This is a genomic window from Treponema sp. OMZ 798 (genome assembly GCF_024181385.1).
Taxonomy (GTDB): domain Bacteria; phylum Spirochaetota; class Spirochaetia; order Treponematales; family Treponemataceae; genus Treponema_B.
This window is the reverse complement of the sequence record NZ_CP051305.1, coordinates 1,954,045-1,977,046: the sequence shown is the minus strand read 5'-3', so window position 1 is coordinate 1,977,046 and position 23,002 is coordinate 1,954,045. Positions and strand designations below refer to the sequence as shown.

The 23,002-nt window shown below is 38.5% G+C and carries 20 protein-coding genes and 1 pseudogene; 7 read left to right on the top strand and 14 right to left on the bottom strand.

Translation table 11 applies throughout. The features are described 5' to 3' along the window. Nucleotides 1-76 precede the first annotated feature (76 nt). Complete coding sequence (locus E4O07_RS09175; RefSeq protein WP_253685142.1) at nt 77-1,696, top strand: ATP-binding protein; 1,620 nt, start codon at nt 77-79, stop codon at nt 1,694-1,696. A 32-nt stretch (nt 1,697-1,728) separates the two neighbouring features. On the opposite strand, the gene queA is transcribed toward E4O07_RS09175, so the two are convergent. Together queA and E4O07_RS09165 are read right to left on the bottom strand one after the other, a co-directional pair. Next, nucleotides 1,729-2,772 (bottom strand): tRNA preQ1(34) S-adenosylmethionine ribosyltransferase-isomerase QueA, encoded by a 1,044-nt coding sequence (gene queA / locus E4O07_RS09170; RefSeq protein ID WP_253685141.1) that lies wholly within the window; start codon nt 2,770-2,772, stop codon nt 1,729-1,731. 34 nt (nt 2,773-2,806) lie between these two features. Next, on the bottom strand, nt 2,807-3,706 hold the full coding sequence (locus E4O07_RS09165; RefSeq protein ID WP_253685140.1) for an ankyrin repeat domain-containing protein: 900 nt from the start codon (nt 3,704-3,706) through the stop codon (nt 2,807-2,809). A gap of 91 nt (nt 3,707-3,797) precedes the next feature. On the opposite strand from E4O07_RS09165, the gene amrA reads away from it, so the two are divergent. Next, complete coding sequence (gene amrA, locus E4O07_RS09160; protein WP_253685139.1) at nt 3,798-5,204, top strand: AmmeMemoRadiSam system protein A; 1,407 nt, start codon at nt 3,798-3,800, stop codon at nt 5,202-5,204. 9 nt (nt 5,205-5,213) lie between these two features. Here amrA and E4O07_RS09155 read toward each other — a convergent pair whose 3' ends face one another. Continuing rightward, nucleotides 5,214-6,827, bottom strand: a complete 1,614-nt coding sequence (locus E4O07_RS09155; protein ID WP_253688135.1) for an ATP-binding protein — start codon at nt 6,825-6,827, stop codon at nt 5,214-5,216. Nucleotides 6,828-6,996: 169 nt separating this feature from the next. On the opposite strand from E4O07_RS09155, the gene E4O07_RS09150 reads away from it, so the two are divergent. From E4O07_RS09150 to E4O07_RS09130, 5 genes are all read left to right on the top strand, one after another. Continuing rightward, nucleotides 6,997-7,419 (top strand): hypothetical protein, encoded by a 423-nt coding sequence (locus E4O07_RS09150; protein WP_253685138.1) that lies wholly within the window; start codon nt 6,997-6,999, stop codon nt 7,417-7,419. Between the two features lie 33 nt (nt 7,420-7,452). Then, nucleotides 7,453-8,049, top strand: a complete 597-nt coding sequence (locus E4O07_RS09145) for a shikimate kinase (protein WP_253685137.1) — start codon at nt 7,453-7,455, stop codon at nt 8,047-8,049. Nucleotides 8,050-8,098: 49 nt separating this feature from the next. Next, the gene (locus E4O07_RS09140; protein ID WP_253685136.1) at nt 8,099-9,595 is read left to right on the top strand and encodes an NAD(P)-dependent malic enzyme; all 1,497 of its coding nucleotides are present in this window, start codon (nt 8,099-8,101) and stop codon (nt 9,593-9,595) included. 273 nt (nt 9,596-9,868) lie between these two features. Then, nucleotides 9,869-11,791, top strand: a complete 1,923-nt coding sequence (htpG, locus tag E4O07_RS09135) for a molecular chaperone HtpG (protein WP_253685135.1) — start codon at nt 9,869-9,871, stop codon at nt 11,789-11,791. Between the two features lie 83 nt (nt 11,792-11,874). Further along, nucleotides 11,875-12,264: an Hpt domain-containing protein gene (locus E4O07_RS09130; RefSeq protein WP_253685134.1), complete on the top strand. Its 390-nt coding sequence runs from the start codon at nt 11,875-11,877 to the stop codon at nt 12,262-12,264. Nucleotides 12,265-12,476: 212 nt separating this feature from the next. Here the strand turns inward: E4O07_RS09130 and E4O07_RS09125 are convergent, their stop codons facing one another. The 11 genes and pseudogenes from E4O07_RS09125 to selA form a co-directional block, all read right to left on the bottom strand. Then, nucleotides 12,477-12,758 carry a DUF6881 domain-containing protein gene (locus E4O07_RS09125; protein WP_253685133.1) on the bottom strand — a complete coding sequence of 94 codons (282 nt, stop codon included), beginning with the start codon at nt 12,756-12,758 and terminating at the stop codon, nt 12,477-12,479. A gap of 23 nt (nt 12,759-12,781) precedes the next feature. Next, nucleotides 12,782-12,955, bottom strand: coding sequence for an RHS repeat-associated core domain-containing protein (locus E4O07_RS13530; RefSeq protein WP_371921975.1), 174 nt, complete (start codon nt 12,953-12,955; stop codon nt 12,782-12,784). A 49-nt stretch (nt 12,956-13,004) separates the two neighbouring features. Beyond that, a complete protein-coding gene (locus E4O07_RS09120; protein WP_253685132.1) occupies nt 13,005-13,451 on the bottom strand; it encodes an Imm26 family immunity protein in 447 nt (148 codons plus the stop codon). Next, nucleotides 13,448-13,558, bottom strand: coding sequence for a hypothetical protein (locus tag E4O07_RS13525; RefSeq protein WP_371921974.1), 111 nt, complete (start codon nt 13,556-13,558; stop codon nt 13,448-13,450). Before E4O07_RS13525 ends, E4O07_RS09120 begins: the two co-directional genes overlap by 4 nt. A 351-nt stretch (nt 13,559-13,909) precedes the next feature. Then, on the bottom strand, nt 13,910-14,644 hold the full coding sequence (locus E4O07_RS09115; RefSeq protein ID WP_253685131.1) for a hypothetical protein: 735 nt from the start codon (nt 14,642-14,644) through the stop codon (nt 13,910-13,912). A 4-nt stretch (nt 14,645-14,648) separates the two neighbouring features. Then, a pseudogene (locus E4O07_RS13520) lies at nt 14,649-15,588 on the bottom strand (hypothetical protein); the annotation flags it as partial. Nucleotides 15,589-15,650: 62 nt separating this feature from the next. Beyond that, entirely contained in the window at nt 15,651-16,181 is a 531-nt protein-coding gene (locus tag E4O07_RS09100) for a hypothetical protein (RefSeq protein WP_253685128.1), read from the bottom strand. A 173-nt stretch (nt 16,182-16,354) separates the two neighbouring features. Beyond that, on the bottom strand, nt 16,355-17,107 hold the full coding sequence (locus E4O07_RS09095; protein ID WP_253685127.1) for a transposase: 753 nt from the start codon (nt 17,105-17,107) through the stop codon (nt 16,355-16,357). Between the two features lie 859 nt (nt 17,108-17,966). Continuing rightward, nucleotides 17,967-19,877, bottom strand: a complete 1,911-nt coding sequence (gene uvrC, locus E4O07_RS09090) for an excinuclease ABC subunit UvrC (protein WP_371921917.1) — start codon at nt 19,875-19,877, stop codon at nt 17,967-17,969. 2 nt (nt 19,878-19,879) lie between these two features. Continuing rightward, nucleotides 19,880-21,508 (bottom strand): ATP-binding protein, encoded by a 1,629-nt coding sequence (locus tag E4O07_RS09085; protein ID WP_253685125.1) that lies wholly within the window; start codon nt 21,506-21,508, stop codon nt 19,880-19,882. Between the two features lie 15 nt (nt 21,509-21,523). Then, on the bottom strand, nt 21,524-22,870 hold the full coding sequence (gene selA / locus E4O07_RS09080) for an L-seryl-tRNA(Sec) selenium transferase (protein ID WP_253685124.1): 1,347 nt from the start codon (nt 22,868-22,870) through the stop codon (nt 21,524-21,526). Nucleotides 22,871-23,002: the final 132 nt, after the last annotated feature.

Sequence of the window (23,002 nt, the reverse complement as noted above, 5' to 3'; positions counted from 1 at the left end):
AATCCCCCTCCACATCTTATAAAAATCAAAAAAATATGCTATAATCTAATTAAGAATTAGATTAAGGGGAGTAAAAATGCCTGAAAAAAGAAAGCTGCCGATAGGTATTCAAAATTTTGAAAAATTAAGAAAAGAAAGCTACGTTTATATCGATAAGACAAAATATATTTGGGAGCTGGTGCAAAATTTTAATCCCCACTTTTTAAGCCGACCGCGCAGGTTCGGGAAAAGTCTTTTTCTTTCTACCTTAAAGGCCTATTTTTTAGGACAAAAAGAGCTTCTCACGGGTTTGGCAATAGAAAAATTAGAAGAAGCTCAAGCCGATAAGCGGGAAATTTGGCAAAAATACCCTGTTTTCTATCTGGATTTTAATTCCGAAACCTATCGTGATATACATAGCCTTGAAACTATAATCGATAATAATCTTTCTTTGTGGGAAAAAGAGTATGGAAGTGAGCTATACGAAAAAAGTTTTTCAAGCCGCTTTGCAGGCCTTATCCGCCGAGCATACGAAAAAACAGGTAAGAGGGTTGTAATTCTTGCCGATGAATATGATAAACCTCTTTTGGAAACGATGAATGATAATCCAGAATTAAATGAAACATACAGAAAGATTCTAAAAGGCTTTTATGGGGTAATTAAGTCGAGTGACGAATATCTCCGGTTTGCCTTTTTAACGGGAGTGACAAAATTCAGTAAGGTCAGCATTTTTAGCGATTTGAATAATTTGAGGGATATTTCCCTTGAAAGGTATTATGCAGGTATTTGCGGCATTACGGAAGAAGAATTAAAAGAATCTTTTCAGCCTGAAATCAAAAGCTTATCTGAAGAAAAAAATATAAACTATGAAGAAACCCTTTCTCTTTTAAAAAAGCAATATGACGGCTATCTTTTTCATCCTCAGGGTGAATCCTTGTACAACCCCTTTAGCTTGCTTAATGCCTTTGTCAAAAAAGAAATGGGTATGTATTGGTTCGCCACAGGAACTCCGTCTTTTTTGGTCAAGTTTTTGCAAAACCAGACCGGCAATGTCAGGGAGATACTTGAGGATGCGGAGATGACCGAAAATGCCTTACAGGATTACCGTCCCGATATGGAAAACCCCATACCTATTTTGTTTCAGGCCGGATATCTGACTATAAAAAGTTTTGATCCCGAATTCGGTTTTTATAAGTTGGGCTTTCCGAATGATGAGGTAAAATACGGCTTTTTGGATAACCTTGTACCTGCATTTACATCAATAGCAAAAGATGCGAGCGGCTTGTTTATAGCTAATTTTTTAAGGGATTTGCGGAGCGGAAATATAGATTCCTTTATGGAGCGTATGTACACAGCCTGTGCAGGGTTACCCTACAGCCTTGCTGCAAAAGGCAACACCAATATGAGGGAGAGGGATTATCAAATTGCCTTTTATATCCTTTTTAGTTTGATGGGGCAATTTGCTCAAACAGAGGTAGTAAGCTCAAAAGGAAGAGCCGATTGCGTTGTGCATACTCCTAACACAGTTTATGTTTTTGAATTTAAATTGATGGGAAATGGAACGCCTCAGGAGGCAATTCAACAGATAAAAGAAAAGGGCTATGCCGAACCATACCGGATGAGCGGTAAAAAAATAGTTTTGGTAGGAGCCGTCTTCGGTGACGGTATGGATTCGGAGTCTTCCAATAACTGGCTTGCCGAAGATCTATCCAAGTAATCAAGCGAGGTTTGCCTTGAGGTAAACCTCACTTACAAAATCAGCATCGCATCCCCATACGAAAAGAATTTATATCTTTCTTCGACGGCGTGGCGGTAGGCATTAAAAATATTTTCCTTTCCGGCGAGGGCTGAGACTAGCATTACAAGGCTCGATTCGGGGGTGTGAAAATTCGTAAAAAGCTTATCTATCAGTTTAAACTTATAAGAGGGGTAAATAAAGATATCGGTAGCCTGATGCCCTCTTTTTAGTTTGTTTCTTTTTTCATCCCATGCGGATTCGAGGGTGCGCACGCTGGTAGTTCCGACGGCTATAATGGGCCGCCCTTCCTTTTTCGCTTTTTCAACAGCTTGAGCCGTTTCTTCCGAAATAAAAAAATGCTCGGTGTGCATCTTATGGTCTTCTATTCTTTCTGCCCTGACCGGAAGAAAGGTGCCGAGCCCGACATGGAGGGTTACATATTCAATTTCGATTCCTTTATCTCGTATTTTTGAAAGCACCTCCCGGGTAAAGTGAAGGCCGGCAGTGGGCGCTGCAATCGAGCCGTATATTTCGGCATAGACAGTTTGGTAGCGGTCGGCATCTTCTTCGGTGTCCTTTCGGTGAATGTAGGGCGGAAGCGGCATGTGGCCGTATTTATCGAGCCACTCGTCATCGATGATTCTGTTAAATTTCATACAGCGGAATTCGCTTTCAAGCGGAATCTCGGACTCAATGATTTCGGCCTCAGTTCCGTCCTCAAACAAAAAGGTTTTGCCGGGCTTTTGGCGCTTTGCTTTTTTTGCCATAACCTGCCAAAGAGAACCGTCCGAGCCCTTCATGGGGTTAATCATCAAAAATTCGCACACTGCATTTGTTTTGCTTTTTGCATAAATGCGGGCATGGCGCACCTTCGAATTATTAAAAATCATCAGGGCATTTTTGGGGAGAAGATCGGGCAGCTCCGTAAAAAGGCGGTCTTCAAGTTTTCCGCTTTGTTTGTCTAAAATTAAAAGCCTGTCTCCGCCTCTTTTTTCTGAAGGCGACTGAGCTATGAGCTCTTCGGGTAAGTCAAAGTTAAATTCTTTTGTAAGCATAGTCTTCCATCAAGGTAAATTTTTAAAGTATTTTTTAATTTGTTTGTTCTCCGAACAAGGATAAAATTGCTTTATTACCGAAAAGTTTTGCATATCCTAAGGCTGACATACCTAGGCCGTCTTTTATATTACAGTCGGCTCCGTGCTTTACAAGCATTTCCACGATATCGGCTTCACGGCGGCCTACCGAAAGAATCAAGGCTGTCTGCCCGTCCTTGCTTTGAATATTGGTGTCGGCTTTTTTTTCGAGGAGAACCTTTACCGCCTCGCCGTATCCGACTTGGGCTGCATCCATCAAGGCCGAATAGTTTCTGTCTTCCGCGCAGAGGTTTATTGCTGCTCCTTTTTCGAGGAGGAGCTCAAGCGTTTCAAAACACTTATTTCTTACGGCAAGGGATAGAACAGGTGTTCCGAGGGAATCCTTTTGCGAAGGGTCAAAACCTGCGTCGATAAAAAGGCTGACTATTTCCTTCTCGTTGTTTTTAACGGCACGCACATAATTCGGAATAAAGAGGGAATAGCCGCTTTCCAACAATTTTGCCCGGGCTTGTTCTTTGAGCAGGTTTTCGTTAAAGCGTCTTTTTTCTACCTCGAAGTAGGCATCAAAGGACTTAATCGTAAGCATTACAAAGGAACGCAAAAAGTTTTTAGGCAGTTCAAGCTTTTCTTCTTCAAGTACAAGAACCGGAAGGTTTAAGCCCGTAGCATAGCCCGAAAAAAACATAAAGCCCAAATAGGCCACCGGATTTTTACTGTAAATAAAGAGAACATGGGTAATGTTTTTCATAATATGGCGCGGCGTGTTTAAGTTTTCATCTTTCCATATCTCATCTTCATTGTATAGAATGACATCACATTCGTGGGATATGATTATATTTTTTATAGCCATCGCTGCGTCTTTTTTCTTTTCATCATAGAAAATAGCGACATTCATAGGGCTAAGTATATCTTCTTATCCAAAAAAAGTAAATAGAATCATAACAAATCTATTGATATAATTATAAAAACTATATTATAATGTTTTTATGAATAAAGAATCAGCTGATTTAAAACATGTTAATTTGAAGGCTGCTTATATAACGCCGCATCCTCCGATTATAATCCCCGAAATAGGAAGGGGAGAAGAAAAAAAAATAGCCTCAACTTCTGGGGCTCTTAAAACTATATCGGAAGAAATAAGGCAAATAGAACCCGAAACCATTATAATTATTACTCCCCATGCAAAAATGCACCGAGGGGCAGTTACCATTAATACTGCCAAGATTATTGAAGGAAGCATGAGGCAATTCGGCTGCCCTGACCTAAACCTTTCGGCAAATAACAACACAGATATAGTCAAAAGTATAATCAAAAAATGTAAAAAAACCGGTTTTCCTTATGCTGCAGTAGATATGAGCCTTGATCACGGCTCTTTTGTTCCTCTTTATTTTATAGCTTCCGAACTCTCAACCTTTTCTCTTGTTCATATAAATTACGGAATTATGCTGAGTGCAATGCTCGAAGAATTCGGTTCAATTCTTTCCGAAATTATAGAGGAAAAAAAATGCAAATCTGTTTTTGTTGCAAGCGGAGATCTTTCTCACCGGCTTCTTTCTACAGGGCCTTACGGTTTTGCTCCTGAAGGACCTAAATTCGATAAGGAGTTTGTAAGAATTATAGAAAAGGGCTGTCTTTCCGAATTTGCCGAAATGTCCCCTGTCTTGGCTGAAAGAGCCGGAGAGTGCGGCTTAAATTCTTTCTTGATATTGTCAGGCCTTTTATCCTGCTATGAATATTCTCAAGAGCTGCTTTCTTATGAGGGGCCCTTCGGTGTCGGATATGGTGTAGCCCGGTTTAAGGTTGAATCTATAAGGCAGGAAGAAGATGATGAAGAATCTGAAGAAGTTTTTAACGGAAAAAAGAAATTTATCTTGCCTGATTCTCAAACTAAGGACCCATATATAAAGCTTGCAAGGAAGAGTATTACCTACTATTTAAAGCACAAGGAATTTTTAAAACATAAAAGCATAAGAGGTATTCCTGCAGACAGGGCCGGTGTTTTTGTATGTTTGAAAAAAAAAGGAACGCTTCGCGGATGTATAGGAACAATTATGCCTACCAAAAGGACTATAAAGGAAGAGATAATTAAAAATGCCGTATCAGCCGCCTTAAATGATCCGCGTTTTCCGCCTGTCGATTTATCCGAAATGAACGATATTATCTGCTCTGTGGATATTCTTTCAGAACCGGAAGAAATAAAATCCGTTTTGGATTTGGATGTAAAGCGTTTCGGCGTAATAGTTGCCTCGGGTGGCCGTACAGGACTTCTTTTACCCAATCTTGACGGCATAGACTCCGTCGGTATGCAGCTTGCCATTGCTCTTCAAAAGGGCGGTATAAGTCCCGAAGAACCTTATACTATGTACCGCTTTGAAGTTATAAGACATGAGTAATAAGAGGTTTTAAATTTCTTCCTTAATCCATTCCCCGACGGTTTTTTCTTCAGGATCAAAACTGACACCTATAAGCACTATCTGCTTATTATCAGCCTTGAACCTTTCGGCATAGTTTTTCTCTTTTATTTGATTTAAAGCGGTTTTTGCATCTTCTTTTAGTTTAAACTCAAAGATATAAATTGCCGTGCCGGTTTTTACAACACAATCAGTTCTCCCCTTTGATGAAGGTATTTCCACCTCGACAAATTGTCCCATCAGGGCAAAGACAAGATAAATACATATCTGATAGTTATACTCCCTTAAAGCAAGGTTTTCGTTACTGTCTTTTTTTACATTGCTATATGGAAGACTTGCCATTATCGACTTTAACCTCTGCATAAAATCTTCTACCCGTCCTGCAATAATATCCCTATAAAATTGGGCTATACAAAAAGGCCCTTCTGCATATACTACATTACAATAACTTGGGAAAAGATTATATAAAAATCCGTAGCGTACCTCATCGTTCGGGAAGCCCAATTTATAAAGCCGTACCAATTTATCATAACTCTTTATCGTTAGGTATCCTGCTTGAAACAAGATAGGTATTACCGAGCCTGATTCTGCCCTGTAGTCGGATAGACCTGATGCATCCATTTCTACATTTCCGTCAAGGTCGGGGATATTGTATGAATAGTTTTTTAAATAGTTTACCAAGAAGGTGGGAGTTCCGGTTTCAAACCAGTAATTACCCAGTTCTTTTTTTGCAAAGGCATTCAGCAAACTAAAGGGATTATATACATTTATACTGTTTTGATTAAAAAGATAGCCGTCATATCTTTGCTTTAGCATTAGTAAGATATCTTCATAGCTGCAAGCTTCTCTTTCCTGTAGAATTTTAATTTCAGGTTGAAAGGTTTTTTCAAGTTCTTCTTGAGTAATCCCGCAAATACAGCCGAAGTCTTCTTCCATGCTTATATCACGGAGATTGTTTAAATCGCTGAAAATACTTACCTTGCTGAATTTTGTAACTCCGGTTAAAAATGCAAAACGGATATATTGGTCGGAACTCTTTAATGCGGAATAAAAAGCCTTTAACACGGCTCTGTATTCTTCATTCAATTTTTCATTTATACTCATTGTTTGGAGGAGGGGTTTATCGTATTCATCCACCAAGACGACAACCTGTTTGCCGGTTTTTTCGTAAGCGGTTTTTATTGCTGCTTCAAATCTTAGACCGAAAGCCGCAGTGTTTTCATGCATTATGCCATATTGCTTTTCTATATTTTTAAGCAAAAAATTAATCCTTTCATTGAGATCTTCAATACCGCTATACTTCCCGACATTAAAATCCAAATGAAAAACGGGGTATTCCTGCCAGATTTCCCTTTTTTCTTTTTCGGCTTCTTCCAATTTCTCGATGGCTAAACCTTTGAATAATTCTTTTTGCCCTAAAAAGTATGCCTCTAGTGTTGAAAGAAGGAGACTCTTACCGAATCGGCGCGGTCTGCTTAAAAAATAAACACGTCCTGATGAAGCTAACTTATACACAAGTTCCGTTTTATCTGCATAGAGAAAATTATCATTACGTATTACCTTAAAACTTTGTACGCCTATAGGCAGTTTTCTACTAAAATCCATCATAACTAATAGTCTAGCATAAGCAGGATAGCTTGTCAATTATTTAGTAATTTAGTATTCTTGGCCGTCGAAATAAGGTTCCGCTTCTATTGAATCGAATGTGCTTATAGGTTATACTTAAACAAGAAAACTCGAGGAGCAAAAAATTAAAACTCGAAAATTTAAATTATTGATATTTTTTTTCTGTACCCTGTTCTGTGTTTTTTCGTGTAAGAGCCGCAGACTTGCCGAACCCTTGGAAACGCCTGAGGTTTTAATCGAAGAGAAGCCGGAAGACCCATTTTTGGGTGTTTATATTATGGACCTGCCTTCATCGCGAAGCGGAATTACAAGCTATTCTGTGGAATTTAAGGCCGATCAAACTGCAAGGGTTTTGCTTTTTAAAGAAGGAAGAACGGAGCCTGAAATTTCTTATGGCAAGTGGCTTATAGCAAAGGACGGAATTATTATTTTGTATTTTGAACAAAGTGTCCCGAGCGAATTTTTTATAAAAAATGCGGACGGCTCTCTTTCATTTTTAAACGCTCAAAGAAAGCCGTATTCCGGCGAATTGGGCGAGCTTCTTATTTTACGCAAAATTAAAAAGGATTAACTTAAACCAATTTATTTCAAAGGAAATATTTTAATGATTATATTTTTAATCGGAATGAGCCGGGCAGGAAAAACCGAAACAGGAAAGATTTTAGCAAAAAAATTAAAAGCCTCCTTTATAGACACCGATTCTTTTATGGAAGATCTTTACGGTAAAACTATAAGAGAACTTTATAAAGCTCATGGAGAAAAAAAATTCCGAGTAAAAGAATTGGAATGCTTTGACAAAATAATCAAAAACTTTTCGTCCTGCTCCAATGAGAAAAACGCCGTTCTCTCTGGTAACGAAAACGCCGTTATCTGTGATGAGAAAAACGCTGTTGTCAGCACGGGAGGAGGTTATGCCGAAAACGAAATTCTTATTAAAAAACTAAAAGATTTTCCCCGAATAATTTTAATCGACACCGAGCCTGCCGAAATTTTTTATAGAATAAAAGCGGCTGAACACAAAGAAGGTTTTTATCCTGCCTTTTTGGGAGAAAATATTAAAGATGAAAAAGATGCGGAAGACCGTTTTTTTGCCGTATATGAAAGGCGGATAAAAATTTATCGAGAGCTGGCTTCATTTTCCATAAATCCGAAAAACCTTTCCCCGGAAAACACAGCGGAACAAATCATTTTGTCTTTGTAAATAAATTTACGGCTTGATAAAATTCGGTTCTTATGCTATCATTGATAGTATGAAAAGCATCGATAAGGAGTTGAACTCCATTACTGAATTATTCCCGTCCGATTTTACGGATGATGAAAAGGCTCTCGCGAAAACGCATTTTTTAAAAAAACTGTCTGTTTTGACTCACAGTTTTTACGGCGGAAAGCTTCAAACTGTTCCCAAATGCGGTTTGTACGGTTTTAACTGGTTTAACGTTTGGTATACGCCCGGCGTTTCTGCCGTTTCTACCTCAATTCGCGATGATAATGAAACATCCTTTGCTCTTTCCAACAAAGGTAATTTGGTGGCTGTTGTAAGCGACTCTACACGAGTTTTGGGCGACGGCGACTGCACCCCTCCCGGAGGATTGGGAGTTATGGAAGGCAAATGTATGCTTATGAAGTATTTAGGCGGCGTTGACGCTTATCCCCTGTGTATCGATTCTAAAGTAAGAGTTGATGAAGAAGAAAAACGAGGTATAAAATCCGGAAAGCATGATCCCGACAAGATTATAGATTTTGTCAGAATGCTTGAACCTTCTGTAGGTGCCGTAAACCTCGAAGATATTCAGCAGCCTGACTGCTTTAAGGTTTTGGACACCTTGAGAGAGGTCTGTGAAATCCCTGTCTGGCACGATGATGCTCAAGGGACTGCCTGTATCACCCTTGCAGGTCTTTTGAACGCCATAAAACTTGCAGGCAAAAAAATGGAAGACTGCAAGATTGTTCTTTTGGGAGCAGGGGCATCAAACACGACAATCGCCCGCCTTATCTTGGCTGACGGCGGTAAGCCTGAAAACATGATAATCTGCGATTCAAGAGGCGGTTTACATTCAGGCCGAAAAGACATAGAAGAAGATAAACGCTACTACCGAAAGTGGGAACTCTGTTTACAGACCAACCCCAAGAAGATAGACAGCTTTGATGAGGCTATGAAGGGTGCCGACGTTTTAATAGCCCTTTCTACTCCCGGGCCAAACACCGTAACAAAGGAACAGGTCGCTTCGATGAACGAAAAGGCCATCGTTTTCACTTGTGCAAACCCCATCCCCGAAATCTGGCCGCATGAAGCCAAGGCCGCAGGTGCCTATATCGTAGGAACAGGCCGCGGAGACTTCCCGAACCAGATCAATAACTCCGTTTGTTTCCCCGGCATCTTAAAGGGTGCCCTCTTGGTACGAGCCAAAAAGATTTCCGACGGAATGGCAATCCGCTGTTCTCACTCGATTGCAGACTACTCCGAAAAGAAGGGAATCAATCCCGACAATATAGTAGTTACAATGCAGGATGAGGATGTATTTGCTGTTGAAGCTGCCGACGTTGCAATGCAGGCTATCAAAGAAGGCTTGGCCCGCGTAACCATGACATGGGAAGAAGCTTACGAGCGAGCAAAAAAAGATATCGAAGAAAGCCGCTCCTTGACCAAAATGTTAATGGAAAAGAACTTCATCAAAGAACCTCCTCAGGAGTTCTACGAAAAAGCCTTAGAATATGCCGTTGAGCAGATTAAGAAAAACAGAAAATAAATCTTTTTAAAAATCTTCTTGTATTTTTAAAAAGACTCTGTACAAGACCGGCCGGATCTTAAAAAGACTCGGCCGGTTTTTATTTATCAAACATTTTTATGGCAGCTTGTTTTAAGGTCAATGGAGACATTATCATTGTTTTTCAAAACACAGAATTCCCTCCTCTTGCCTTTTTACCGATAATTTATTATCCTTGAATATCTATATTAATAATTAATTTTTAATACCCCTTTGCGCTCTTTGCGTGCTCTGCGGTTTATTTTGGAGGTTGTTATGGCACAGTACAAGTTTGAAACTGAAGTGAACCAGCTTTTGTCGCTCATCATTCATTCGCTTTATTCAAACAAGGAAATCTTTTTGAGGGAGCTTGTTTCCAACTCTTCGGATGCATTGGACAAGTTAAAGTATTTAACCCTTTCCGATGAGGCTTATAAGCAGATTAAATTCGAGCCCAGAATCGATATCTGTTTTGACGATACGGCTAATACGCTCACCGTGCGGGATACCGGCTTGGGTATGAACGAGGAAGATCTAAAAAATAATTTGGGAACTATAGCAAGATCCGGAACAAAGGCTTTTTTAGATCAGCTTGCCGCAGCCGATAAAAAAGACTCCAACCTTATCGGTCAGTTCGGTGTAGGTTTTTATTCGGCTTTTATGGCCGCATCTACCATCGACGTTATTTCCAAAAAGGCCGGAGAAAGCGATGTTTGGAAATGGACCTCTGACGGAAAGGGTGCCTACGACTTGGAAAAGGTTGACGATACTGCCTTCCCCATAATAGACGATGTGCCCGAAGGAGCAAACGGAACCTGCGTTATACTTCACCTAAACAATGAGGACTCGGAGTATGCTGCCCGCTGGCGTATCGAAGAAATAATTAAAACCTATTCCGATCACATTGCCTTCCCCATCTATCTTCATTTTACGGAAAAGCAATATGACGATAAGGGAAAGGTAAAGTCCGAAGCCTTTAAAACGGAGCAGATAAACGATGCGGGAGCCCTTTGGCAAAAACCTAAGTCGGAATTAAAAGAAGAGGATTATTTTAACTTTTATAAATCCCTTTCGCACGACTCCCAAGAGCCCCTCCTCTATGTTCACACAAAGGCAGAAGGAACTCAAGAATATACAACCCTCTTTTATATTCCGTCGAAGGCTCCCTTCGACATGTTCCATGCGGACTATAAGCCGGGAGTTAAGCTTTTTGTAAAAAGGGTCTTTATTACCGATGACGAAAAAGAACTTCTCCCAACATACCTCCGCTTTGTACGCGGCGTTATCGACAGCGAGGACTTGCCCTTAAACGTAAGCCGCGAAATCTTACAGCAAAATAGAATTCTTTCAAGCATTAAAAATGCCTCGGTAAAAAAACTTTTAGGAGAATTTAAAAAGCTCGCCGAAAACGACAAGGAAAAATACAATAAATTCATAGCCGAATTTAACCGTCCTTTGAAGGAAGGCTTGTACGGCGACTATGAGCACAGGGAAGAACTCGCCGACCTCGTCCGCTTTAAAACAACTTCTCCCGATGTAAAAGAAGATGAGTGGACAAGTTTTGCCGATTATGTTTCGAGAATGAAGGCCGATCAAAAGGCTATCTACTATATTACCGGAGAAGATGAAAAGACCTTGCGCCAATCTCCTCATCTTGAAGTTTACAAACAAAAAGGCTTTGAAGTTTTAATCATGCCCGATGAGGTTGACGATATAATTATTCCTTCATTGGGAAAATACAAGGAATGGGAATTGAAGGCTGCAAACAGAGCCGGTTCCGATAAGGAGCTTAGCACCGAAGAAGAAACCAAAGAAGCAGAAAAAAAAGAAAAAGACTTTAAGCCCGTTCTCGAAAAGATTCAAGAAGTGCTTGGCGATAAGGTAAAAGAGGTACGTTTTTCAAAACGCCTTTCCGATTCTCCTTCATGTATAGTTGTGGATGAAAGCGATCCCAGCCTCCAGATGGAAAGAATGATGAGGGCTATGGGGCAGTTTAACACAAGTGCCGTTAAGCCGATATTGGAGGTAAATGCGGATCATCCCTTGGTTCAAAAATTAAAGGATTCCGAGGACAAGGAATTTGTAGAGGATATGTCCAACCTGCTTTTGGAACAAGCCCTCTTAGTCGAAAGCGGAGAGCTAAAAGCCCCGGTCGACTTTGTAAAGAGGCTTAACAGGCTGATGACAAACTTAAAATAGATTTTGAAATAACTTAAGGCCTCGCAAACCAGGTTTTTGCAAGGCCTTAGCTTTAATTTATAAAAGTTTTTATAGGGGAAAATATGTATTTAGACAGAGCGGCTGCGATGGAGCTTGTAGACGGAGACATGGAAATATACATGAGCTTACTTGAAACCTTTATCGAAGCCTATGAAAAAGATGCGACTGAAATAGAGCGGTTAAAAACTCTTTTTGACTCAAATGCTGAGGCCGTTTTAAGCGATGGTGATTTGCGTGAAAATGTACGGAAAACGGCTCACAAGATAAAGGGAAGCTCGTATATGGTCGGTGCAAGCATCCTAGGTGATTCCGCAAAGGATATAGAAAAGTTCCTGGTTGAGCCTTCAAACATCAAAACACCCGCAAATGTCGAATTGCTCAACGGCTTTCTTGCAAAGTTTAAAGAAAACTATGTTAATACCTTAAAAGAAATGAAAACGGTTATTTCATAAAGATTTTAACTTTACTCAAATTATTTTTTAAAATTTTACGATTTATTACAAAAAGCTCTGAATCGTTAAACTTCAGTTTAAAAAAAAACGGTCTCTTGCCGTTAATCGATTTGTCATACTATTCTCTCCAACTACAGTTGAAAAGTTTTATAAGATAATGCTTTTTTAAGCGGTTTCTTCTGCTGTTAAACCGGCATATTCCAAGGAACAGTTTATTCTGAATTACATCTCAACCATACATTACAGAACTCACTTTTAGGAATTTCTATTGTTTGCATAACTTCCGTTTCTTCTTCATAATTAAGCTCTTCAAGAGAAGGATATTTCCCCTCAACTAATCTATCTGAATTGATATAATTAGAATATAGGATATGATTACCATTTTTGAAAATCTCGACCTTCCTTACTTCGTATCCTTCTTTATCAATTTCAGAAAAAATATACTTCGGTTCATCTGTAAAACTGTGAAGCCGGTGAATTTTGAAATATTTCATATATTTATCCTCCACATTTTATTTCACATCGAGAACGTAGGCAACAAAGTCGGATTACCACCCGCCAACCCTATAGGGTCTTGTGAGATATAAGCACCTGTCTTCTGGCTGTAATAACGCTTATAATTATATACTAATTCAGTCTCGGTATCAAGATATTGACCTTGATATAAAAAAAACCGCCGATGTTCCGCCAAAGGTGGAAGAAAGAAAGCAGAAAAATGCTTCAATTGAAGCGTTTTTTAATTATTCAAATGCCATTTTTAGAAAATTATTCATAGCTTCATATCCTGCATTTAACATTTTGGGAATTGTTTTTATTTCAGCATTATTTAATGGTCTTACCTCTTCGTCGCCTTTAAATAATTTGCCCCCAATATTGTGATACTGAAAATTATCACTTTCTTCAATTGTCAATTTTTGGCTACCAATAATTTCCCATTCGCCTTTTTTTAGCTTTGTAATGTCAGTATAAAATACACTAATTAATCCGGTAAAAATCTGAACGGAAATATTTTGGGCGGTATCTATTATTTCTACAGCTTCTTCTTTTGTATCAACTAGCTTGTCTTTTACAATAAATGAAAAAGCATTCTTTGTCCTTTTTGAAATCCACAATACCTTACAAACAGCATATTTATCTTGATATGGTATAAGAAATACATCGCCAATTTTAACTTTAATATTCTTCATAATCTTATAAATCTAATTTTGAACCCAATCGGGTCTTGGCTTATGTAATTCCCTGTGTTTGGGTTGTAATACCTATATCTATCATTATACGCTAATTCGGTTCTTATATCAAGGTTTTGACCTTGATATAAGAACGGATAATCTCACCTCAAAGAGCTCTTTGCAAAATTCCAAATTTTTCTCTAAAAAGTTGTTTTAATTCTAAAAACAGTAAAAGGCTCGGAGAATATCCCCGGCTTTACGCTTTTATTTCAAAATTTACAACCGGTTGTCTGATTGTTACAATCAGGACTTCCAATCCGGAGCATTACCTTAGTTGTAACAATTGTAAATATCATCTACATTGTTAACATCTTCAATTGTCATCCCATTGGGAAGTATTCCTGCATAAAGGAGCGTGTAAGTGTGAGTACGATACTCTTTTGATAATAAATTATAAAAGTATAATTGTATTTCGGTTAGATTTTTTTGTCAATTAATATCTCTTTACCAAGATGTTCTTGAAATAAAACACTACTCAAATCTTCTAACATAAACCTATGGGGTGGAAAATCTATTTCTTCATCAATGTTTAATTTTTTTGTTGTATCGTATCCATTCATTATATTATTGACAGTGTTTTTTTGACATCTAAAATCTTTATGTAAAGTATCAATCATCATTGATGATGTTGCCAATACACATTCATAACCATTTCCCCATACAAATGAATGTTGTGTGGGTGTAGAAAGCGAATTAATTGCGAGTCTTTTGTCAAATTCCATTCGATTTATACATAAGCCCAAATTAGTAATACTATCCTGTTGAGTTATGTTTAAATTATGGATATTCAAATTGGGATTTTTGAAACTCATCAATCCACATGCAAAAAGAGACTCTCCTATATTTTGTAAGTTAATGTTATACATCAATGTTTCAAAAGTTTTTTGGCTGTTATCCAATGAGGACTTATAAAAAATGACTTCCGGTATTTGAGTTTCAATATTGTCAGGGAATACTCTTTTTACAAAGGATTGAAATCGTTTATAAAATTTAAACTCGTCAGAATATTGTAATGATAACTTTGGTGCAGCGACCTGATATTCAATAGGGGGTACCAAAATGCAATTTTCGTCTCGAATATACTCTTGAAATATATATCCTAAAAAGTTTAAAATCTCAATTTTATATTGAATCTTTCCTTTTTTGGACAAGGCCTTTAATTCCGTAGTGCAGCTGAGTTATGTCTCTCGTATTTCTTGGCGGTACTAACCACAGTTTTTTATCGAATGTTTTTTGCAAGGTATCCAGTTGCAATGGAACCATCAGATCAATATCATCAAGACAATAACGAATTGAATTTGCTCTTGCATCGAAAATACAGTATTCGTCAATTTTTAAATGAATGATTTTACAATCCTCCAATACCGTATCCTTCTTTTTATGACCGTAAAGACCGATGCTCCCGATTACAAAACCGTCTTTTACAAGAAGATAATTAGCATAAGGTATAGCAGTATTATTTCTTCGGAATCCTTTTTCAACGAGAATACTTCGATCGACAGGATATTTTTTAAAAGCACCCGAGGAAAGTAGTTTTTTATAATCTCTGCCGGAAGGATTAGCTTGTTTTACATAAATATCGAATCCATCTGCGGCTATATCGGCAACAGTTGTATGAGCCATCTTAATCTTTGTGTTGTTAATCGTAAAAACCGGTGCCTTCACCGGAACGCTGATTATGATATATACCAAAACATATAAAGTGAAAATATTGCGACAGCCACAAACACAAAAATACTTCTTCCGGTACGCTTCCGAGCATTAAAGAGAGCCATAACCGGAGGCAAAATAATATATGTTGCCAAATTAGAAAATCCTGAACCTCCCTTTTTTATCACCTGTAAGGCAAATAATACCGCCCCAAGTATCAAAGATGCATATACTAAAAACTCACTGAGCGCCATTTTTGTAGTATCTGTCTGTTCATTTACTGCTTCTTCCATCAATGATTTTCCACTGGAAACAGTTCGTTTCATATAAATATACATTCTGAAGATAACCGCTAAAAAAATAGTCCTGAAACGGAAAGCAGCAAAATAAAAATTAATCTTCCCAATCTATCGTCTCCTTTTAGGTTTTGAGCCAGGTAGTTCATCAAACATAGCTTTGCTGTCTATATCATCTCAATATTTGCACATAATTATTCTTATAACCTCCCTATTCTCTCAGCTTGTTGATTTCTACTTTATACTCATCTTCAGATACGAATAAATCAAGAAAGTCAGAGAAACGCCCCAATTCTTCAATCTCTCTAAAGAATACTTCATGATCCGTAGTATATACTTTGGGATTGCTAATATCTTTATCGCTTAGGCATATAAAGTAATAATTGGGATAAGAGTTGGATTCGCCAATAATTAAAAACTCTAAATCATTAGAAGGAATTACTGAGCTTACATATTCTTTATGTATAAACCCGGAGTATTCATCATAGTCGGCTGTTCCTTTTGTGAAAGGAGTAAATTTCTCAGTTTGGTATTGTATCCTTGGATATGGGATTTCCAATTCAGGTAATATTCCTTCTGCCTTTATTCTATCTAGCAAATCATCTTCTAAGTAATCGCTAAAGTCCTGCATAAGATAACTTTTAGGTAAGCTAATGCTTTCCATATTGTGCAGCAAGTTCTCGCCTTCAAAGGCAGATTTGCCGCCAAGTTTAGTGATTCTATCAATTATTCTTTTGTCCATAGTTTCCTTATATTCTCCCTTTCAGATATATTTTTGGGCACCTCTAAAAACCTATTTTTTAGTGTACCTATTTATTATTTTAGTAGCTTTTTTATAAATTGTCTAGTGTAAAACTTGGATTCTTTATCTTAGTTCCCTTACTTTTCATTTTATTACCTATATGCTCCCTCATTTTATTTCTTTAGATAGCAATATCGACATAAGTTGTATGTTAAGTTCATCATTATTATCGAAAATGTTGCACGAGCTAATCCTATCGTTCTTACATAGATACCTTTCATTGAGTTTGTCATAAAGCCAAATACATGTTCTACTCTCGCCCGTATTTTTGATTTTTTTCTGTTACTGATTTTTTGTTTTTTAGTAAGAGGTTTTCCTCTTGCTCCTCTTTCACAAATTTGTTTTTCTTGCCATTGTTCAGGAATTTTTCCGTTTTTAATTTGTTCATTTTCATCTTTGCTGTTATGCTGTATCGGAGCTTCTACTATTGTCGCATCTATTATCGTTCCCTCTTTTCCTATTAAGTTATTCCTAGCTAATTCTTTTCCAAACTTTTCAAATAACTTTTTTGATACTCTCGCTTCAATGAGTTTTTCTTTAAAAAGCCATATTGTTTTTGAATCGGGTACTTTATCTTTTAATTCCAATCCTAAAAATCTCATAAAGGATAGCCGATCGTTTATTTGATATTCCGTTTGATCATCACTTATGTTGTATAATTTTTGTAAGATTATTATTTTAAACATCAGTACATAATCGTATGCAGGTCTTCCGCCTAAACCTTTTGGCTCTTTGGTTAATGCTTTTTTTAATAGTGGTTTGAATATTTCCCAATTTATTTTTTCGTTTAATTTTTCAAGACTATCTCCTAACTTGCTTAATACTCTTAAACGATCTTCTTCATCAAATAATCCTTTTTGTTTCATACCTCATTTTATCATCTTTTTTAATCTTTTTTAAAGAGGGTTTTTAGAGGTGCCCTTTTATTGTTTTAAGTATTTTTTGTTCTGAATCTTCCATTTTTCCAGGTATTGTTTTTGCTTTAGGACATGTCTTCCTTGTTCTTGAGTCAAGTAAACTTTCACCCGAATTATGAAGCCGCCAAGATGTTTTATTTAAAGCCGATAAATCAATCCAAGTGTTCAGGCCGTAACACCTGTACCTATTATACGGTAATTCGGTTTCGGTATCAAGATACTGCAGTTTTACCTAATTCTCTTTCCCGAATAATTCTTTTTTTAAGAAGAGATACCTCTGTGTTTTGTAATTATAGGCAAAGGTTTGTCGTTTCCTATAATTTGGAATTGCCGTGATACTCTTGCCCATGTTTCTTATTGGCTTGAGTATTCATCCAATGAACTGAATTTTGTAATTAATAAGCTGCCGAAGCCTGAATCTGAGGAAGAAAATGCTTCTTTAAATGCGATTAATTGAAGCATTTTTGAAAAGAACAAAAACTCCAAGCCGGAGGAAGTTTTAAATAAACTTTTGGAAGTTTTTGCAAACTACAAAAAAATTATAAAGTCCGCGTAGATATTCTTAATTCCCGTAAAGAAATTTTATTGCTTTATTCTGAGGGAGCAAATAGTGTTTTTTCTTTAAAAAAGTTTGTGGAAAATACTAATGAATTTCTTAAACCTATTGAAGAAATTAAAAAACTTTGCGGATCGGATCCCATGGCTGAAATTCTTTATAATGAAACCAAAGCTTAGTTTTTATCTTTGCGCAGCTCAAGCTTCGGTTTGACTAGTTCCAACCTTGGAGAGTTTTGCTGCCAGCAAAACTCTAAGATTGAAAATGTACAGGATGTACATTTTCAATCGCCCCCAATACCTCTTCTGCCTGTTTTAAAGAAATCTTTACGGCTTCTGCAATAGCTTGTGCTGTTACCGTTTTTAAGGTTTCCATATTGTCGAAGGCTTTTAACAAAGCATGGGCTCTTTTTTTGCCGATGTGGGGGAGGTTTTCAAATTCGGTTTTGAGTTTGTTTGCCCGCCTGAGTTTATTATTTCTGGTGTTCGAAAAGCGGTGAGCTTCATCTCGTATTCTTTGGAGGAGGCGGAGGGCATCGCTTCTTCTCGGGAGGATTAGGGGCTCTGAATTATGCGGAAAATAAACTTCTTCGTTTTTTTCGGCGAGGCCGATAACCGGAATTCCGAGGTCCAGGGCTTTTATGATTTTGCTCGCCGCATTTACCTGCCCCAAGCCTCCGTCTATCAGGATTAGGTCTGGAAGGTCGGCTCCCTCGTTTACAAGGCGGGTGTATCGGCGGGCTATTACCTCTCTCATCGAAGCATAGTCGTCGATTACGCCGTCTGTGTTTTTCAGCCTGAATATCCTGTAATTCTTTTTATCCGGATTTCCTTCTTTAAAAGAAATAAGGGCGGCCACAGTAAAGGTTCCGCCGAGGTGAGCAATGTCGAAGCCCTCGATACGCTGAGGAAGGCAGGGGAGGTTAAGCCTTTTTTGTAAGTCCTCAACTGCCGCAAAATCTCCTTGTTCTCTTAGACGGCGCAGGGCATCTTCTTTTGCATTAAAGCGTGCCATCTTCAAGGCGGCCTTGTGGTGTTTAATCTCAGCCTGAGAAAGATCGGGCGGCTCTTTGGCTGTGTACTCCGGTGTTTTGTCCGCCGCTTCTTCGATTTCCTCTAAAGGAATGATGCTTATCCTTGTCTTTGCGTGCAGCTCCTCGTTAAGCCATTTTTCGATGAGGGCGTTTCCGTCGGCGGCTTGAGGAATAAAGATTTTAGGCGGAACCTCGTTTGCCGAAACGTAATAAGCCGATACAAACTCGGATAGTATTTCGCCTTCTTCTTTTAAGCTGTGCGAGCGGTAAAGATCCCTCCCGACGAGGCGGCCGTTTCTCATCTTTAAAACCGCTATGCTGATCATGGTCCCTTCAAAGGCCCAGGCAATATAGTCGCGGCTTTCGGGATCCATGTCCTGAACTATGTTTTGTCCGCGGAGAGCATAGACTGCCTGTATTCCGTCACGGAGACGGGCCGCCTTTTCAAACTCTTTTTTTTCCGCGGCCTCTTTCATTTTTTCTTTTAAGGCTAAAACCACGCTTTCTACATCTCCGTCTAAAAGGAGGGTAATTTCTTCTATTTCTTTTCCGTATTCTTCTGCGCTTATCTTGCCGCAGCATGGAGCCTTACATCTTCCGATATGAAAGTAGAGGCAGGGCGTATCACGCTTTTTTAGCCGCTTGCACTGGCGCAGGGTGTAATTATGTTTTATCAGGGTCAGGAACATATCGACTGCCGAAACATTGGGGAAGGGCCCGAAATATTTTGAGCCGTCATTTTTAATGTTCCGCGTGCGGTAAACTTTCGGGAATTCTTCATTGGTTAATTTTAAGACGGGATAGGTTTTTCCGTCTTTAAGATTTATATTGTACCTCGGCTTGTGTTTTTTGATTAGTGTGTTTTCCAGGAGGAGGGCCTCATACTCGTTATCGGTTTGAATGTACTCGATTGAATCGGCACGCGAAACGAGGATGCGGGTTTTAATATCCCTGTTCGATGTAAAATAAGAACTCAGGCGGTTTTTAAGCGACTTTGCCTTTCCCACATAGATGACCGTCCCTGCCTTATCCTTCCAAAGATAAACCCCGCTCGTTTTCGGAGCCGAGAGAGCAACCGCATGAAGTTTTTCGCGAATGGTGTTTTTTTCGATAGATAAAGGTTCTTCCATATTTATAATTTTTCAATGATCCATTCTTTGATGGTTTTTAAGGTTTGATCGAAACTTACACCTATTGCAATGATTTTCTTATTCCCTGTATTGTACGGCTCGGTATATGCTTTTTCTTTTATTTGATTTAATGCCGTTTCGGCAGTTCCTGATCCGTCAATTTTAAATTCAAATACATAGACGTTATCTTCTGTAGTTACCACACAGTCAGCCCTGCCTGTTGAGCATTGAACTTCCGTTTCGACAAATTGCCCCATCAACTTAAATACAAGATAGACTGCCGTTTGGTAGTTTTGCTCCCTCAGTTTAATTTTTTCTTCGTTTAAATTAGTACCAAAATTATCATACGGGATACCCGATATTATCGCTTTCAGCCTTTGCATAAAAGATTCGGCATTTCCTTCCTCAATATCTTTTGAAAATTCTTTAATCGAATAGGCTGTTGTAGTTGAATCCAGACTTGAGTAGGCCGGGAGGAGACTATTTAAAAAAGCATAGCGTACTTCATCATTAGGAAATCCCAATGTATAAAGTTTGTATTTTGTATTATAGCTTTTGATCGTTAAATATCCTGCCTGAAAAAGAATAGGAATCGGAGAAGCCGAATCAGCTCTATAATCAGTTAAACCGGCTTCGTCAAGTTCTATCTTTCCGTCTAAATCCTGAATATTATATTGTGTTTTTTTTAGATAGTTTACCAAAAAAGTCGGAGTACCTGTTGCAAACCAATAGTTTTTAAACTCACAAGAGTCAAAGGTATTTAGAATACTAAAAGGATTATATACAGCTTGTCCGCCGCCGGTAAAGAGATAACCGTCATAGCTATTTTTTAGTTCTTTTAGTGTTTCAGTCATGCTCATATTATTGACTTTTGCAAGCTTTTCAATTTCTACATTGAAAACGGTTTCCATCTCATTTTGTGTAATGCCGCAAATTTCTGCATAATCGTTCAGCATGCTTATATCTTTTAGATTATTCAAATCGCTGAAAATACTTACCTTGCTGAATTTTGTAACTCCTGTTAAAAAAGCAAATCTTATATACTGGTCGCAAGTCTTTATCGCCGAATAAAAAGCTTTGAGAATGTTGCGGTATTCTTCATTCAAATTTTCGTTTACTTCCATGGTTTGCAAAAGAGGTTTGTCATACTCATCGACAAGGATAACAACTTGTTTGCCTGTCTGCTTGTGAAGAGATAAAATTATCTGCATAAACCTGAGCTCAACATCGCCTGATGTCTTTTTGAGATTATAGGTTTCTTCTATCAAATCAAGATGCAAGTTTATAATACTTATAAGCGATTCGGTTTTTATATAATTTTTTGTGTTAAAATCAAAATAAAGAACAGGATATTTCTGCCAGCTTGCTTCGCCTGTTTTTAGGTTCCTTTCTTCTTCCGCTTTTTCGATATACAATCCTTTAAAAAGTTCTTTTTGCCCCAAAAAATAGGCCTTGAGCATAGAAAGAAAAAGACTTTTTCCAAAACGGCGGGGACGGCTTAAAAAGTAAACTCGATTTGAATGTACCAGCCGAAAAATAAATTGGGTTTTATCTACATAGATAAATTTATCGTTTCTCATGACCTCAAAACTTTGAACACCTATGGGAAGTTTTCTGGACAAATCAAGCATAAGCTCCTCCTATACTTACAAACACTTGTTCAAAGATTCTATTACATATTCATCATCTTTTTCTTCGATGCTTGCAGGATGAATATAAAAAGAATCTTCTTCGATGAAGCCTATTATCGGAATCGGCATTTCGCGCAAAAGTTTTTTTAGTTTTTCGCAAGGCGTTTTAGTATTTAGTTTTACGGCCCAAGAGCTGAATCCCGTGTCCGGAGTGCTGCCTCCTCCGAGAGAAAAGTTTTTTTGAACCAATTCGCCCGCTCCGTTTTTTATGCCTGAAATGATTTTTTCGGCACGCTTCTTTATTTTCTTTTGGTCTAAAAGGATGGCTCTTTGAGCTGCCGACTCCCCACCGTTTAAATAGAGGATGAGGCTTTCCTGCATGAGGCTTGCGACAGCCCGTCCTACGCGATAGGTACGCATGAGCTGATTTTTAGCTACGGTTTGAACGAGTTCCTTTTTTCCTACAATCCAGCCTGCCTGAGGGCCGCCCAAAATCTTGTCTCCCGAAAAGCAAACAAGGTCTGCTCCTTCTTTTATGATAGAAGAAACTGTCGGTTCTTCGGGAACATTTAAAGATAGGTTTCCGGAGCCCTGATCTACTGCAAGGATTATGTTTTGCGGAAGGATGCTTTTGATTTCGGAAACGGAGGGCTGTTCCGTAAAGCCGCGTATCTTGTAGTTTGAGGTGTGAACCCAGAGCACCATGGCCGTGTTTTCGTTTATTGCTTTTTGAATGTCTTTAAGGCTTGTGATATTTGTCGTGCCGACCTCGACGAGTTTACAGCCTGCCATCTCCAAAATTTCCGGAATGCGGAAACCTCCGCCTATTTGAACCTGCTGGCCGCGGGAAACTATAACTTCCTTTCCGCCTGCGAGGGCCTTCAGCATTAAAAAAACCGCCGCCGCATTGTTGTTCAATATGAGGGCATCTTCGGCTCCGGTCAAAAGGCTCATGCAGTCGTTTAAAAACTCGAACCTCTTTCCGCGGTTGCCGTCGCGTAAATCCATTTCAATAGAAGAATAGCCTGAGGCGGTTTCCTTTGCCCTATCCCAAACTGTTTGAGGGAGGGGAGAGCGGCCTAGGTTTGTATGCAGAATGATTCCCGTTGCGTTTATTACGGGTGTGATTTTTGTGCGGATTATGGGCCTGCACAGCTTGTTTATCTCTTCGGCACAAGCCTCAAGTGAAGGCACCTCGCCTCCGGCCCTTGCCTTTTTGCGTATGTTTTCCAAATACTCTGAGGCCGTTTTTACGACAAATGGCCTTCCGATAAGAGCTGCCGTGTTTTTCAATATATCTTCGTTTAAAAGTTTTTCGACTTGCGGAATTCTTGCAAGCGGATTTGAATTTTCTTTTGCCATGGGGGAAGTATAGAATAGAAAGCCTCTCTTGTCAAGGAAGGGGAAATTGGGGTGTCTGCAAACTTGAGCCGGTAAAATCTACTTATATCTTCAAATTAAATAATTTTTTTTGTCTCATATTTAAAAAATTAC

Excerpts from the sequence above, each read along its gene's own strand:
- E4O07_RS09175 (WP_253685142.1), top strand. The coding sequence starts at position 77 with ATGCCTGAAAAAAGAAAGCTGCCGATAGGTATTCAAAATTTTGAAAAA.
- queA (WP_253685141.1), bottom strand. The coding sequence starts at position 2,772 with ATGCTTACAAAAGAATTTAACTTTGACTTACCCGAAGAGCTCATAGCT.
- E4O07_RS09165 (WP_253685140.1), bottom strand. The coding sequence starts at position 3,706 with ATGAATGTCGCTATTTTCTATGATGAAAAGAAAAAAGACGCAGCGATG.
- amrA (WP_253685139.1), top strand. The coding sequence starts at position 3,798 with ATGAATAAAGAATCAGCTGATTTAAAACATGTTAATTTGAAGGCTGCT.
- E4O07_RS09155 (WP_253688135.1), bottom strand. The coding sequence starts at position 6,827 with ATGGATTTTAGTAGAAAACTGCCTATAGGCGTACAAAGTTTTAAGGTA.
- E4O07_RS09145 (WP_253685137.1), top strand. The coding sequence starts at position 7,453 with ATGATTATATTTTTAATCGGAATGAGCCGGGCAGGAAAAACCGAAACA.
- E4O07_RS09140 (WP_253685136.1), top strand. The coding sequence starts at position 8,099 with ATGAAAAGCATCGATAAGGAGTTGAACTCCATTACTGAATTATTCCCG.
- htpG (WP_253685135.1), top strand. The coding sequence starts at position 9,869 with ATGGCACAGTACAAGTTTGAAACTGAAGTGAACCAGCTTTTGTCGCTC.
- E4O07_RS09130 (WP_253685134.1), top strand. The coding sequence starts at position 11,875 with ATGTATTTAGACAGAGCGGCTGCGATGGAGCTTGTAGACGGAGACATG.
- E4O07_RS09125 (WP_253685133.1), bottom strand. The coding sequence starts at position 12,758 with ATGAAATATTTCAAAATTCACCGGCTTCACAGTTTTACAGATGAACCG.
- E4O07_RS09120 (WP_253685132.1), bottom strand. The coding sequence starts at position 13,451 with ATGAAGAATATTAAAGTTAAAATTGGCGATGTATTTCTTATACCATAT.
- E4O07_RS09100 (WP_253685128.1), bottom strand. The coding sequence starts at position 16,181 with ATGGACAAAAGAATAATTGATAGAATCACTAAACTTGGCGGCAAATCT.
- E4O07_RS09095 (WP_253685127.1), bottom strand. The coding sequence starts at position 17,107 with ATGAAACAAAAAGGATTATTTGATGAAGAAGATCGTTTAAGAGTATTA.
- uvrC (WP_371921917.1), bottom strand. The coding sequence starts at position 19,877 with ATGGAAGAACCTTTATCTATCGAAAAAAACACCATTCGCGAAAAACTT.
- E4O07_RS09085 (WP_253685125.1), bottom strand. The coding sequence starts at position 21,508 with ATGCTTGATTTGTCCAGAAAACTTCCCATAGGTGTTCAAAGTTTTGAG.
- selA (WP_253685124.1), bottom strand. The coding sequence starts at position 22,870 with ATGGCAAAAGAAAATTCAAATCCGCTTGCAAGAATTCCGCAAGTCGAA.